This window comes from Burkholderia pyrrocinia (assembly GCF_003330765.1).
In the GTDB taxonomy this organism is placed as follows: domain Bacteria; phylum Pseudomonadota; class Gammaproteobacteria; order Burkholderiales; family Burkholderiaceae; genus Burkholderia; species Burkholderia pyrrocinia_B.
Genome location: NZ_CP024902.1, coordinates 945,013 through 959,272, shown reverse-complemented (window position 1 = coordinate 959,272; position 14,260 = coordinate 945,013). Strand labels below are relative to the sequence as shown.

Genomic DNA, 14,260 nt, shown 5'->3' with positions numbered 1-14,260 from the left:
ACTTTGTTCTTTACGGAAATCGCCCGACCACCTTTAGGAAAACATATGCAGAAATCGACCGGCAGTCAAATGACGCGGACGTATCAAGCCATGCCCCCGTTCAGCGCAATGCATGCTTCCAGTCATACCCGATAGATGTCGCATCGAGCTTCACAAGTTGTAAAACCGAAAGCATCGCACTCGGCATTCATCACGCGCCAACCTGACTTTATTCGCGGCGATCCCATCAATAAAAATGCCGTTCAGTACGCTACTGAACGGCATGGATTCCGCGATCGCTTGTTATCTCCGCGCGACCAACCGCCGGCCCGATCACTCGCTGGCAACGGCCCGCTTCGGCACACTCTGCAGCACCGGCGCCACGGCCGTCTGATATTCCGGCACCCAGCGCCGCAAATCGCGCCGCACCTCGTCGTCGCCCAGCACGCGGTGCTGCATCAGCCATGGCAGCAGTTCGTCAAGAAGGTTGTCCGGCACTTCCCGCGCGCGCGCGATCCGCAGTTTCGGATGCGGCGTGCGTGTCGTCGCCTCGTCGTCCGCCAGCAGCTCCTCGTAAAGCTTCTCGCCCGGCCGCAGCCCGGTGAACTCGATGCGGATCTGGTCTTCCGAGAAACCGTACAGGCGGATCAGGTCGCCCGCGAGATCGACGATCTTCACCGGCTCGCCCATGTCGAGAATGAAGATCTCGCCGCCATGCCCCATGCTCGACGCCTGCAGCACGAGCTGCGACGCTTCCGGGATCGTCATGAAGAAACGCGTGATCTCCGGGTGTGTGACCGTCACCGGGCCGCCCTTCGCGATCTGCTGCTGGAACTTCGGGATCACGCTGCCCGCGCTGCCGAGCACATTGCCGAAGCGTACGGTCTCGAACTGCGTGCGCCCACTCGTCTGCTGCAACGCCTGGCAGGCCATTTCGGCAAGGCGCTTGCTCGCCCCCATCACATTGGTCGGATTGACGGCCTTGTCGGTCGAGATCAGCACGAAGTGACGCACATCGTGGCGGATCGCCGCGCGGGCCACGCGATACGTGCCGAGCACGTTGTTGCGCAGCGCCTGCCACGCGTTGTGCTCCTCCATCAGCGGCACGTGCTTGTAAGCGGCCGCATGGAACACGATGTGCGGCGCATGGCGCGACATCACCTGGTCGAGCAGCAGCGAATCCTTCGCGTCGCCGATGATCGGCAAGACAGGCAAGTCGGGGAAGCGCTCGCGCAACTCCTCGGTCAGCCGGTACATCGCGTATTCGGACAGGTCGAACGCGACGAGCTGCGCCGGCGCGAAGCGCAGGATCTGCCGGCACAGCTCGGAGCCGATCGAGCCGCCCGCGCCCGTCACCATCACGACGCGGCCGCGCAGCAGCGCCTCGACGTGCGGCGTGTCGATTGTCACGGCGTCGCGGCCGAGCAAATCCTCGAGATCGATGTTCCGCACCTGCGACAGGAAGCCCTGCCCCGGCATCAGTGCGGTCAACGAAGGCAGCACCATCGCCTTCACGCCGGCGCGCACGCACAGTGTCGCGACGCGACGCTGCATCTCGACCGACGCCGACGGAATCGCGATGATCGCGTATTCGACCTTCATCGCGTCGGTCCAGTGCTTCAGGTCGTTGAACGAACCCAGCACCTTGTAGCCGTAGATCTCGCGCCCCTGCTTCGTGACGTCGTCGTCGAGCAGGCCGACGAGGCGCCATTCACCGGAGCGCGACAGTTCGCGCGCGAGACTCGCGCCGGCCGTGCCGGCACCGAGCACCAGCACCGGCTTGCCTTTCCCGACGAGACCGCCGTACAGGTAGTACTCCTTCGTCGCGCGATACAGTGCGCGTGCGCCGCCCATCGCCAGGAACAGCATCAGCGGCGACACGAGCAGCACCGAGCGCGGAATGATCGGCGCGGGCTGGAACATCACGGCGCCGATCATCACGACCACGCCGCCGCCGACCACCGCCTTCGCGATGCGCATCAGGTCGGGCAGGCTCGCGAACACCCACAGCCCGCGATACAGGCCGAACCCGAGGAACATCAGCGCGTAGACAGGCAGCACCCATGTCAGTGCCATCAGCGCGCCGCTCAGGAAATCATGCGGAACGCTGCCATTGAAACGAACGAGATAAGCGAACAACCACGCGGCAACAACCGCCGTCAGGTCGAACAGGAAAGCACTCAGTGACAGCCAAGATGCCTTGGATCGCAACATCGGCGGGAAACCTCACGAATTGTTTTCGGTAGCCGATTGAAACCGGCGCCAACGCATGTCGATCAACCATCCGAACCATGCCAGGACGCCGTACCACGCGAAGAACGACAGCCATTGCTGCAGTTGCGGGCGGCCCTTTGCCCACACGGCGACGATTATGCCGGCGAGCATGATGAGGTACCAATAAAGAGCGGTCCGACCGTGACCTATGCCCGATCGGACCATCCTTTGATAATAGTGCTCCCGGTGCGCTTGCCAGAACTTTTCGCCGCGTAACAGACGTCTCAAAAGTGTTACAGATGCATCTGCAATAAAGGGGGCGAATACCAGCGCCGGGAACCAGATCGGCCAGGCACCGGTGCGCCAGCCCCAGTAACCGAGCGCACCGGCCAGAAATCCCAGCGGAATTGAGCCGGCGTCGCCAAGGAACAGCCTGGCCGGATGAAAGTTGAGCAGCAGGAAGCCCAACGCCGCGCCGGCGACCGCTGCGCCGGCCACGACCAGATCGGGCGACGCAGATGCGCCGGTGAGCGCCGCGACCGCGTACCCGCCGAAACCGAACAGCGCCATGCCGCCCGCGAGGCCGTCGGCGCCATCCATGAAGTTGTACAGGTTCGTCAGCCAGACCATCGCGAAGCCCACGCCAGCGAGCAACCACCAGGGTGCTTCGGCCGGAAAGACGACGATCAGCGCGACGACTGCCGCCAAGTGCGCCGAGAACCGCACGCGGGCCGGCAGCCCGCGGCGGTCGTCGATCTGGGACATCGCGGCCAGCCCCGCGGCGGCGATGGCGATCAGCCACAGTCGCGGCGCCAGCGCCAGGAGCACAACGATGCTCACCGGCACGATGCCCCATCCGCCGACGCGCGGTGTCGGCAGCGTATGGAGCGAACGGTCGTTCGGAATGTCGGTGGCGAGGCGCCATGCGAGGCCGGTCGCGAGCAGCACGCGCAGGATGGCCGTCGATGCGATGGCGGCGACCAGCGCCACCACGACCGCAGCAGGCCATGTGGAGATCGGGAAAAGCATGTCGACTATTGTTGTGTATCGCGCGAACGATACCATGCGGCGGTCGCTTCGAGGCCCTGGCGGGTCGTATAGGGAGGATGCCAGTCGAGCACGCGTCTGATCCGGCCCGTATCGAGCTGCAGGCTGCCCGTCAGGCGGTCGATGGCCGCGTGGCGGCCAGTCAGCTTCCCGAGCACGCGCAGCACCGTTGGCGGCACTGCAACCAACCGCGCCGGCTTGCCGAGCGCGTCGCCGACGAGACGCAGCAGGCCCGCGACCGACGGCGCGTCGTCGTCGGCGACGTGGAAGCATTCGCCGGCCGCGCGCGGGTCGATTGCGCAACGCAGCAACGCGTCAGCGAAGTTTTCGACGTAGACGATGCTGCGACGTGCTGAAACGGAGCCGAGCGGCAACGGCATCCCGCGCGCGACAGCGTCCATCATCCGCAGGAAGTTGGCGCGGACGGCCGGGCCATAGACGAGCGGCGGACGAACGACGACGACGTCGAGTCCCGCCGATGCGCCGAACTGCGCGAGTTGTTGCTCCGCACGCAGTTTCGAACGGCCGTATGCGTCCTGCGGATCGGGGGCGGTTGCTTCCGACAGCGGTACGCCGCCGTCACCCTCGCCGACCGCCTTGATGCTGCTCGCGAAGACGATGCGGCGTACGCCGTGATTGCGCGCCGCCTCGGCGAGGCGCAGGGTACCAGTGACGTTGGTGGCATCGAACGCGGCGTCGGGATCGGGCGACTCGTCGTGCATCACGTGCACGCGGGCGGCAAGATGGATCGCGCAATCGGCTGCCAGATCGGTCGGCCACCCTTCATCCAGGCCATCGAAATCGGCGGCGCCGTGCACCCATTCGCGCACGCCGTCGATGCATCCGCCCGGACGGCGGACCAGTGCGGTGACGGTGTGCCCGGCCTGCAGCGCGCGGCGGCAGACCGCACGGCCGACGAAGCCGTTCGCGCCGGTGACGACGAGGTGACTCACCACAGCCTCCAGCCGAAACGGTTGTAAAACTTGAAGGCCGACGCGGCGAACATACGGATGTGCGCGAAGCCCTTACGGGATGCGCCGCCGCCGTGATGGATCACGCGGACCGACGGGACGTAGGCGACGCGGGCGACGTCATGGGTGCGCAGGCTGAGATCGTAGTCTTCGAAGTACAGGAAGTAGCGCGGATCGAAGCCGCCGAGTTTCTTCAGGACTTCGGTGCGGAACAGCATGAAGCAGCCGCTGACGATGGGGGGGTCCCAGACGATGTCGCGGTCGTTGATCACGTCGCGCATTTCGTAGCGGGCGAGGCGCTTCGCAAAAGGTGCGCGGAACCGCGCCGGCAGAAAGCCACGCACGAGCAGATCGAGCACCGCCGGGTAACGGCGGCAGAGATACTGCTGCCCGCCCGCGTAATCGCCGATCCACGGCGTCAGCGCGCCAGCGTCGGGACGCGAATCGAGAAACGCACGGGCAGCAACGAGTGCATGTGCCTCCAGATCGATGTCGGGATTCAGAATCAAGTGCATCGGCCGCGTCGACAGTTCGACGGCAAGATTGTGCCCCCTTCCGTACCCGATATTACCGTGCCCCGTCAGCACCCGGCATGTAAGGCCCTCTGTACCGAGTTCGTCGACCACCGCTTCGACATCGCCGAGACCGCCGTTATCGATCAGAAACAAATCGATCGGGCATTCGGGCGAAACCATGCGCATGCGTGCACATGCAGCGCCCAGACTGATCAGTGTCTGCTCAAGTTGAACGGCGTCGGGGTAGTAAACGACGATGGAAACTGACAAGCCGTCGGTATCGCGAGGTGGCACGCTTATTACATTCATCCGTGGTTCGACTACGCGCCTGACGATGAAGCGCTGGTTGGACAGATTGCCGAAGCATGAGAGATCAAGCGTCTCTCACGGCTACCGAACCGTACAAGCCCGCTTTCCGTTCGATATGCGGCGTCAGCCTGTTATTTTAACGTCTGCCCGTCTGGCGGCAACCAGAGAATCTGCCCCCGTTTTTCTGCATGCCGTCGAATAGGATGGGTCGGTGACATCAAGCACACACGACACCAACTACGTGCGCCTCTCTCAACCACTGGCCAGTCAGAACAATCCTGCCTTCGATGGAGTCCATGCCGTGTGCGAGCAACGCATGGTAACGGCCCGTCCGAAAATAGCCACTCTCATATCGCGCTCGCATTCCATGTTTGCTTAGAATGTACCCTCCGCCTCCCGATGCGCCGCATATCCGACAATGCGCCGAGCCGCTGTCGTGCAACGACCGTCAGAGTGCCCGCTTGCCCCCCAAGAGACCACTTGAACACGGCGACACCGGCGTCTCGCTCATGGCACCGATCTCTGAAGCAGCGACGCAAATACGTCCCCTTTATCGACTGGTCCGTTTCACCCTATGCCCAATTCCTCGTCCACGCCACCGACCCTGATCGTCGTTCTCGGCATGCACCGTAGCGGTACAAGCGTTCTCACACGTGCGATGGAAGCGCTCGGTGCCGATCTCGGCTCGAGACTTATGCCAGCAGCCGCAGGCAACAACGACAAGGGATTTTTCGAAGATCTCGACGTCAACCAGATCAACATCGACGTCATGCGCGCAGCGGGTTTCGACTGGGACACCATGGCACCGATCAACTCAAGCGCGATCGACATGCATCGACTGGATGAACTCCGCGTCAAAGCCGCAACCATGCTTCGCGCAAAATGCGACGGCAAGACTTTTGCGCTCAAGGATCCGCGCATTGCCCGACTGTCCTGGTTCTGGCAACCAGTCCTCACGAGCTTGCAATCCCGTGTCGTGTATGCCATTGCCGTTCGCAACCCGATCAGCGTTGCACGCTCGCTCCTGGAGCGCGACCGGTTCGCCGAAGAAAAATCGCATATCCTTTGGCTCACTCACACGCTTTCCGCGCTCGAGATGACTGTCGGCAGCACTCGGACACTCATCAGTTACGACGCGCTGCTGGACGCGCCTCAATCGGAATTGACGCGAATCTCGTCCGAGTTGGGATTGCCGCTGATCGAGTCCGAGGCGGCAACATTCGACAGGGAATTCATCGACGGCGACCTCAGACACACCAGATTCGCCGCGGAGGATCTCGATTTACTTCACTCCGCGCCTCGTCAGGTAAAGGCACTTTTTGCCGCACTCGACGAATCGGTGCGAAACAAACTTCCGGCCGACAATACGTTGCTGTCCGATGCCGCCAGAAACGCGCGTATCTATCTTGATGATATCTCGCCGCTTTTAAGATATGAATGGCAGCTCGATCGGCAGTTCCACCTGACACAAGCGTCCGAGCAAGCGAGCGACGCTGCGCTCCACGATCACCTGCGCGCCACCGAGACATTGAATGCGACAATCGCGTCGCTCAACGAGACGATTCACGTATTGGAGCAACAGCAGCAAGCATGGTCCAATGCATTGCAAAGCGCTCACACCGAGCGCGACGACGCGCGTAACAGACAGGAAGAACTCGAGGCGCAACTGCACTCGACCAATGAAGCGTTCGCCGATATCAGATCGAAGATGGCGACGACAAGAGCAGAACTCGACGACATGCGCAGATCACATATTGAAATATTGACGTCGAAAAGCTGGCGAATTACATCGCCGCTGCGTGCGTTCAAGCGCTTGCTGACGAGAAGCTGATCGGACAGAAACGCATCTTCCCGCCGGGCACTTCACGCTCCCCGGCATGATCTCCGCAGTCAATATGCGTTCGTCATGCCGGGTGTGCAATCGCCTGGCGCTACGCCACCACGCCTTCATGCAGGTCATTCTGCTCGACCCACGGCCTGCGCACGCGAGGAGGGAAATTGGGGCGGAAATCGCCACCGCTTACGGTCAAATTTGGGTTATAGAACGGATCGTTCCTGATGACATCCGCCCAGATTCTGCGAAAGTTGTCGCACTCCTCAAGGAACTGCCGGCGGCGATCTTCGTTCGTCGGCAGTCCGAGGCTGGCGGATTCATGATGGAAAAGCAGTGCGCGCGGCGTCCATACATTCGCGTAACCAGCCTTTCCCAAACGCAAGCCAAGATCCACGTCATTGAACGCCACCGCGAAATTGACCTCGTCAAAACCCGAGACTTCAAGAAAGACCTCGCGGCGCATCACCACGCAAGCCGCTGTCACAGCTGAATACCGCTGAGTGCACGAGGCGCGGCCAAAATAACCGAACGTTTCCCCGGGCTCTCCGACATGCGGATGCCCCGCGAGGCCGCCAATACCCACGACCACACCACTGTGTTGAATCGTCCCGTTCGGATAAAGCAGCTTCGCGCCGACCGAGCCGACTTCGGGACGTAGCGCGTGCCCGACCATTTCCCGCAACCAGTTCGGCTCGATCACTTCAATGTCGTTGTTCACGAAAGCCAGCAACGGCGCATCAGTCTGGGTCACGGCCCAATTATTTAGTGCAGCAAAACTATACGGCTTATCGTAATCGAGCAAACGCACCTTCGGCGATTGCAGCGCCTGCGCGAAATACTCCATCGTGCTCGCTTCCACACTGCGATTGTTCACGATGACGATTTCATAGTTCTCGTAGGTCGTTTTCTCGAGAATCGAATCGACTGCGACACGCAGCAGTTCGACCTTGTCCTTCGTGGGAATGATGATCGCTACCTTCGGCTCAAGCGCCGGAACCGGCCACGTGACCTGGTAGTAGCCGAGATGCGGCTGACGTTCCACCGTCGCGCTCCGACCGGTTCTCTCCAGATGTTCACGAATCGCGCGCTCGGCCGCCTCATATGGATACATCTTCTCAGTCGTGGCAAGCGCGACAGAACCGCTGATTGCACGCCAGTGATAAAGAATGAACGGAATGTGCCTGATGCGCTCCGGCGTGGTTTTCTCGCTGAAGCGAAGCGTCACGTCATAGTCCTGGCTACCGTTGAACGCACTCCGGAAACCGCCGATCGCCCGAAGTATCGATGTCCGATATACCGCCAGATGCACCACGGCATTCTGCGACAGCATCAGATCGTAATTCCAGTCCGGTTTGAACCATGGTTCGTAACGTTTGCCCTGTTCGTCGATCTTGTCTTCATCCGAGTAGAGCATGTCGAGATCGGGCTGCTTGTTCAGTTCCACCGCCACAATATACAGGGCGTGCGCGGCAAGCTCGTCGTCGTGATCGAGCAGCGCGGTGAACTCGCCTGTCGCAAGCGACAGCGCCGAATTGGTGGCTTCGGCAATATGTCCATTCGTCTCGCGGCGCAAATAGCGGATTCTCGAATCCTGCGCTGCGTATCGCTCGCAAATCCGCTGCACATGAGGTTGCGGCGACGCATCATCGACGAGGCACAATTCCCAGTGATCATAAAGCTGCTCGCGCACCGACTCGATGCATCGGATCAGGAACGGCTCAGGCGTGTTGTAGAGGGGGACCAGCACGGAAACGAGCGGGCGATGCACCAAGCGCTGAATATGCGCCGCGATCCCGGATACATCGTCATGCGACAACGTATCGTAGCGCGCGACCCAATCGCCATAGTCGTTACTCGACGAGTTCGGCAAGGTATCGGTCGTGCGATCCCTGAGTGCATGCCGCAGCGCACCGGCGGCGCCACGCTCCTTGAGCAGCCGAACGGCTTGTGCTGCATACGGGAAAAACAGCGCCGGTTTGTCTCGAAGCAGGCGGATCATTGGCTTCATGCGCCGCCAGGCCAGCGATAGCCTCGACGTCGGCTGAATCGAAAACCGCTTGATTCTGAAACGTCCGGGACAGCTCATCGGATCCAGGCGAATCGCGTGTACGTTCGCCGGAAATACGATCATTGCCCCCTGCGACGACAAGGACGACGCGGGCAACTCCTGCGCAAGCTCCTGAGAAAAACCGGTGCCGGTGTCGAAATAGAACGTCGGTGCCAGAACCCCGCTCTCGAGTTCGATCTCGAGCGTGACGAGGTGCCATCCCGCCGAGATCCCAGCGTTACCGAAATCGAGCAGAAAATAAGGATCCGGCCCGGTGGCAACCCACCATGGCCCTTCAGGCGTCAAATCATTCGCCGGGTTGAGCGTCGGCTCGATCATTTGAGTCACTTTTGAGTTGACAAGTTGTGGGACGGATTATCGCCGCCGAAAATCTGCGCAAACAGGTCGCTTACCGTCTGATCGAAACGCTGCGTCGAACAATCGACGGCGACACGTGCAAGTGCATTCGTCCGCATCGCATTCCACAACACCTCGTCGTTATACAAGCGCACACATGCATCGGCAAACGCATCGGCGTCGTCCTCGGCCAGCAAATGCACGCCGGACTCCCACCCCAGTTGTTCGGCAATCAATCGGGTCGCCACCATCGGAACGCCATGCGATGCCGCGCTATGCGCCTTGAGAGGAATACCTGCGGCGATTCGAGTCGGAGCAATGACGACACGCGCAGCGTCGTACCATGGCTCCAGTTCGTCGACTCGGCCGACCAGGTGCACCGATCGATCCTTCAACGCGAAAACACTGGCTGCTCGGTTGTAGCCCACAATGTGGAGCTTGAGATCGGCACCCAGTTTCTCAATAACCCGAGGCCAAATTTGCGTCACGAACCAGCGCAGGGAATCGGCATTGGGTGATTTGTCGTCATGGATACCGCCGACGAACAGGAAGTCGGCGCGTTGCCTGAACGCACGCGGTGTCGGCGTCGGCTCGGCCGCATGTCCGAGCACGTAGACGGGCCCCACGCCATGCGATTCGAATTGACGCTTCTCGGCCTCGGACACGGAAATGATCGCTTTAGCCGGACGGGTCAGCGCAATTTCGTCTGCAATCAGCTTGCGTGCCTCGTCTGGCGACGCAGTCTCGCCAGACAATTTTCGCTCCAGCAGCACTCTCGACGAAAACAGCGATTCCGCGTCGTAAATGATGGGAGTGTTACTCACCCACGGTGATTTGCCACGGTTGGTTGCTCCGAGGAACGCTTCCATGTTGTGCGGGCGGCAAACCACGATCGCATCGTAGTAGCCTGCCCGCTCCTTCAGAAACCGTGGAAGATCTCGCGCGGAATGATCACGCATTACTTCAACAGAAGCAGGAACCGTGCGCCGGATAGCCGGCCAACTCTCGTCGTGGCGAAACATCGGGAAAAGCGTGATGTCTGCTCCCGCCTTTTCCAGCGAACACAGAAGCTCGAGCGCGCGAGGATAACCGGCGCCCAGGCTTTCATGCGGTACGCGGTCCTCGATAAAGAGGAGTCTTTTCCGGTTACTTCGAGCTGCACGCGCCCACAGGATCTTGTCCGGTGCCACCTCGTGCTGCTCCCGGAGCCAGTTCGCGTGCCGCTCGCGGAAGATTCCATGGTTTCTTTGCTGCAATTGCAACGCCTGGGCACTGGTCGACGCGCTGCCGAATTCGTAATGCATGATGACGATGTCCGGGTCGAACACCACGCGGTGTCCTGACTCCCACAGCCGCAGGCAATAGTCCGTTTCCTCGTAATAAGCCGGCGCATATCGTTCGTCGAATGCATTCAGACCTTCGAACAATTGGCGTGGGGTCAACAGGAACGCCCCCGAGCAGTAGTCGACATCGCGACGGAACATGTATTCTGCACCTTCAGGTGCGGCACCTCTGCCATAGCCCGTGCATGCACCGTTGCGCCAGACCACGGATCCGGCTTCCTGCAACAATCCGTCCGGCAGGATGATGCGTCCCCCGACGGCTCCGACGTCGCCTTCCGCCTCGCAAAGCGACACCGCTGCCTCCAGGGAGCCAGACATCAGAAGTGCGTCGTTGTTGAGGAACAGCAGGTACTTGCCGCGCGCCTCCTTCGCAGCCCGGTTCGTGCCTTTCAGGAAGTGCAGATTCTCCTTACTGCGGATGATCGTTGCGCCTTCGATACGATCAAGCAGTCGGGAAGTTGCATCGGTCGATGCATTGTCCAGAATGATCACTTCCGCCCGGATCTCGCTATCACTCAGGACTTCGGCGATCGATGCCAGGCATGCATAGCTCAGCTCGACGCTGTTATAAAAGATCAGCAGAATGCTGACATCCGGCTCCGCATGCTGCTTGAAACGCAGCATGCCGCTCGAGGTCAGAAACGCGTCGAAACGCACCTTGAATCCGGCGCGCATTGCCGCTTTCGCATCGGTTCCCAGGCCGGCATCGGAAATACCTTGCGCCCCCGTCGATGATCCGTCGGTGCCGGAAACACCGGTTGACGAAAGTGCAAGTGGATTCACCACTCCCGAGCCGCGAAGCCGCGTAATCACGGCCCGCATCGGTGCCGTCACTCGCCAGGACGTGGAGCTCCGGAACGATTGAACGATCTGATCGCGCTCGCGCAGCTCACTCTCCATCAAGCTGTGCAGTTGCCCTTCGTGCTCACTATGTTGCAGTGCAAGTTTCGCTTCCAGCCGTTCGACTTCGGACGAAAGACGCGCGCATTCCGCTTTGCTTGCCGCGCGAGACGATTGCTCGTCTCGCGCTCGCGCCAGATCTACCTCAAGCGCAACGATGCGTTGACGGAGAACCTCCTGCGCAGCCGCGGCATCCGCGGCGCCCGATTCCAGCGTCTGTCGAACTGCCCGTTCCTGTGCCAGGTCCGACGTGAGCGCACCGACACGCTCGTCGAACCCGGCCTTAGCAGCCTGCGCCTCGTGCGACAGGCGCACGATCTCGCCACTCAGGTTGTTTGCATGCCTGTCGAGATCAACAACCTGGACATGACGGCGAAAGGCTTCGCCGCGCGCAGCGAACATCGCCCGAATCGTCGATGCAGCCGTCGGATCGGCACCAAGCGCCGTCAGTTTGGCAATCAGCGGCGCACTCTCGGATCCAGTGCAAAGCACGCCGAGCCCCTCGGAGTTGTCGAATTCGAACGAAGGATACTTCGCCGACAGTTCCTGCCAAAGCTGCCAGACGCCAAACCCCCGCTCGCGAACATTGATATCGTGGAACAGGACAACCGCTCGATCCGAGAGTGCGTCGATCCATGTATCGAAATCGTGCTTGACTGCCTCGTATGTATGCAATCCGTCGATATGAAGCAGATCGATCTCTCCTTGCGGATGGCTCGGAAAGTAGGCTCTCGCTTCATCGAACGTCATTCTGAGCAGCTTCGAAAACCCGGCGTAGTGCAAATCGTTGAACTTCGAGATGCTCTCGAAGACACGCTCATCGTACTGGCCGGCATGCTCATCTCCCTGCCATGTATCGACGGCGAAGCAACGGGTTGACAATCCGTACTGCGAAACTGCCTGGCAGAAAGCCGAATAAGAGTTGCCGCTGTGGGTGCCCAATTCCACCAGCACACGCGGCTGTATTGCCTTCACGAGCCAGAATGCGGTCGCGATATGACCCGCCCATGCGCCGGGAGAAACGAGCCTGCGCGGCTCCCAGAACAGCTCACCGTCGACGCCCAAGGCTTCGATGATTTCCGGGAACGAATATTGACCAGTTGTATTTTCCACTTGATTCCTTCGTAGTCGGACGACTGTGCCGCCCCCGCCAGCAATCGATCCGGTATTCACGCGAACGCAACGCAAACCGCTACAGCGCGTTTCTTGTCCATGCTCCGTCAGGCCGCGCGAAGCGACTTTCGCAACGCAGCACGCGCACTTATATCGGCTTGACGTCTCGTCCGTAATTGTCCTCAAAGCGCACGATGTCGTCCTCGCTCAAATAGGCACCTGACTGAACCTCGATCAGTTCGAGCGGGATCTTTCCCGGGTTCTCCAGCCGATGCTTCGCACCGAGCGGAATATAGGTCGACTGATTCTCCGTCAGCAACAACTCGCGCCCGTCGTTCATCACTCGCGCCGTACCGCGCACGACAATCCAGTGTTCGGCGCGATGATGATGCATCTGCAGGCTGAGCGACGATCCCGGATTCACGATGATCCGCTTCACTTGAAAACGCTCGCCCTGATCGATGCTTTCATAGGTACCCCATGGGCGCACAACCTTGCGATGCGTTACAGACTCGTGCCGCCCCGACGCGTTCAGGCGCTCGACAATCGTCTTCACGCGCTCCGTCTGGCTTCGATGAGCAACCAGTACCGCGTCCGCTGTTTCGACGACGATCGTATCCTTCAACCCGATCGCAGCTACCATCCGGTGGTCTGCCCGGATATAGCTGCTCGTCACGTCCTCCGCGATCACATCGCCCGACAACGAATTGCCGTCCGTGTCCTTTTCGGTGATGTCAGCGAGCGCGGACCACGAGCCGATATCGCTCCAGCCCATGCCCGATGCAACAACCATCGCCGCGCGGTCGGTTTTTTCCATCACTGCATAATCGATGGAGATATCGGGACACAAGGCAAATGCTTGCGGCTCCAATCGGATGAAATCGTCATCGCGCCTGGCCTGTGCAACCGCTTGCCCGATTTGTGCCAATACCGTCGGAGCATAGCGAGCCAGATCTTCCAGATAGGTCGATGCCTTGAGCATGAACATGCCGCTGTTCCAGTAATACCCCCCTTGGTCCAGGAAGCGCCCCGCCGTTTCGGCATCGGGTTTTTCGATGAATTCGTCGACGCGGCTCGCTCCGCCGAATCCATCCAGCGCGGCGCCGCTGCGGATATAGCCATAGCCGGTATGGGGAGCCGTCGGCTCGATTCCGAAAGTCACGAGGTACCCTTCGCGCGCGATATCGGCAGCAGCCGAGGCCAGATCCGAGAAGGCGGCGGAATCGAGAATGACATGGTCGGACGGCAAGACCATCAGCAGCGCATCCGGCGATCGTTCGACAGCGATCAGCGCGGCGGCCGCAACCGCCGGCGCCGTATTGCGCTTCATCGGCTCCAGGACGATGGCCTCCGGTGCGACACCTATGCCATGCAACTGATCTGCAACCAAAAAGCGCTGATCCTGGTTTGCAATGACAATCGGCTCGGCAACACTTGCGATGCCGCTCAGCCGGCGCACCGTTTGCTGGACGAGTGTATGCTCCCCCGTCAGCCGCAAGTACTGCTTGGGATATCCACCGCGCGACATGGGCCACAAGCGGGTGCCGCTGCCCCCGCACAAAATGACAGGATAGATATTCACGTCAGCTCCATTCTCTCCGGCGTTCCCTCAATGATCTGTTCGACAGCTC

At 60.7% G+C, this 14,260-nt stretch carries 8 protein-coding genes; 1 reads left to right on the top strand and 7 read right to left on the bottom strand.

The window, feature by feature from the left end; all coding sequences use genetic code 11:
• Positions 1-312 precede the first annotated feature (312 nt).
• Genes CUJ89_RS04510 through CUJ89_RS04495 form a run of 4 tightly spaced genes read right to left on the bottom strand, consistent with a single transcriptional unit; the run spans position 313 to position 5,035 of the window.
• Positions 313-2,193, bottom strand: a complete 1,881-nt coding sequence (locus tag CUJ89_RS04510; protein WP_114176308.1) for a polysaccharide biosynthesis protein — start codon at positions 2,191-2,193, stop codon at positions 313-315.
• A 12-nt stretch (positions 2,194-2,205) separates the two neighbouring features.
• Entirely contained in the window at positions 2,206-3,222 is a 1,017-nt protein-coding gene (locus CUJ89_RS04505) for an MraY family glycosyltransferase (protein WP_236654921.1), read from the bottom strand.
• 5 nt (positions 3,223-3,227) lie between these two features.
• Entirely contained in the window at positions 3,228-4,193 is a 966-nt protein-coding gene (locus CUJ89_RS04500) for a UDP-glucose 4-epimerase family protein (RefSeq protein ID WP_114178487.1), read from the bottom strand.
• The gene (locus CUJ89_RS04495) at positions 4,190-5,035 is read right to left on the bottom strand and encodes a glycosyltransferase (protein ID WP_114176306.1); all 846 of its coding nucleotides are present in this window, start codon (positions 5,033-5,035) and stop codon (positions 4,190-4,192) included. The genes CUJ89_RS04500 and CUJ89_RS04495 overlap by 4 nt, the downstream gene beginning before the upstream one ends.
• A 574-nt stretch (positions 5,036-5,609) precedes the next feature.
• Between CUJ89_RS04495 and CUJ89_RS04490 the strand changes: the two genes are divergently transcribed.
• The gene (locus CUJ89_RS04490; protein ID WP_152036586.1) at positions 5,610-6,866 is read left to right on the top strand and encodes a sulfotransferase family protein; all 1,257 of its coding nucleotides are present in this window, start codon (positions 5,610-5,612) and stop codon (positions 6,864-6,866) included.
• 100 nt (positions 6,867-6,966) lie between these two features.
• Here CUJ89_RS04490 and CUJ89_RS04485 read toward each other — a convergent pair whose 3' ends face one another.
• The 3 genes from CUJ89_RS04485 to CUJ89_RS04475 form a co-directional block, all read right to left on the bottom strand.
• A complete protein-coding gene (locus tag CUJ89_RS04485; protein ID WP_114176304.1) occupies positions 6,967-9,255 on the bottom strand; it encodes a glycosyltransferase family 2 protein in 2,289 nt (762 codons plus the stop codon).
• 5 nt (positions 9,256-9,260) lie between these two features.
• Entirely contained in the window at positions 9,261-12,629 is a 3,369-nt protein-coding gene (locus tag CUJ89_RS04480; protein WP_161556525.1) for a class I SAM-dependent methyltransferase, read from the bottom strand.
• A gap of 148 nt (positions 12,630-12,777) precedes the next feature.
• Positions 12,778-14,211: a mannose-1-phosphate guanylyltransferase/mannose-6-phosphate isomerase gene (locus CUJ89_RS04475; protein ID WP_114176302.1), complete on the bottom strand. Its 1,434-nt coding sequence runs from the start codon at positions 14,209-14,211 to the stop codon at positions 12,778-12,780.
• Positions 14,212-14,260 lie beyond the last annotated feature (49 nt).

Bases quoted from the DNA above. Each gene is read 5' to 3' on its own strand.
- CUJ89_RS04485 (WP_114176304.1), bottom strand. From the start codon at position 9,255: ATGATCGAGCCGACGCTCAACCCGGCGAATGATTTGACGCCTGAAGGG.
- CUJ89_RS04510 (WP_114176308.1), bottom strand. From the start codon at position 2,193: ATGTTGCGATCCAAGGCATCTTGGCTGTCACTGAGTGCTTTCCTGTTC.
- CUJ89_RS04495 (WP_114176306.1), bottom strand. From the start codon at position 5,035: ATGAATGTAATAAGCGTGCCACCTCGCGATACCGACGGCTTGTCAGTT.
- CUJ89_RS04490 (WP_152036586.1), top strand. From the start codon at position 5,610: ATGCCCAATTCCTCGTCCACGCCACCGACCCTGATCGTCGTTCTCGGC.
- CUJ89_RS04505 (WP_236654921.1), bottom strand. From the start codon at position 3,222: ATGCTTTTCCCGATCTCCACATGGCCTGCTGCGGTCGTGGTGGCGCTG.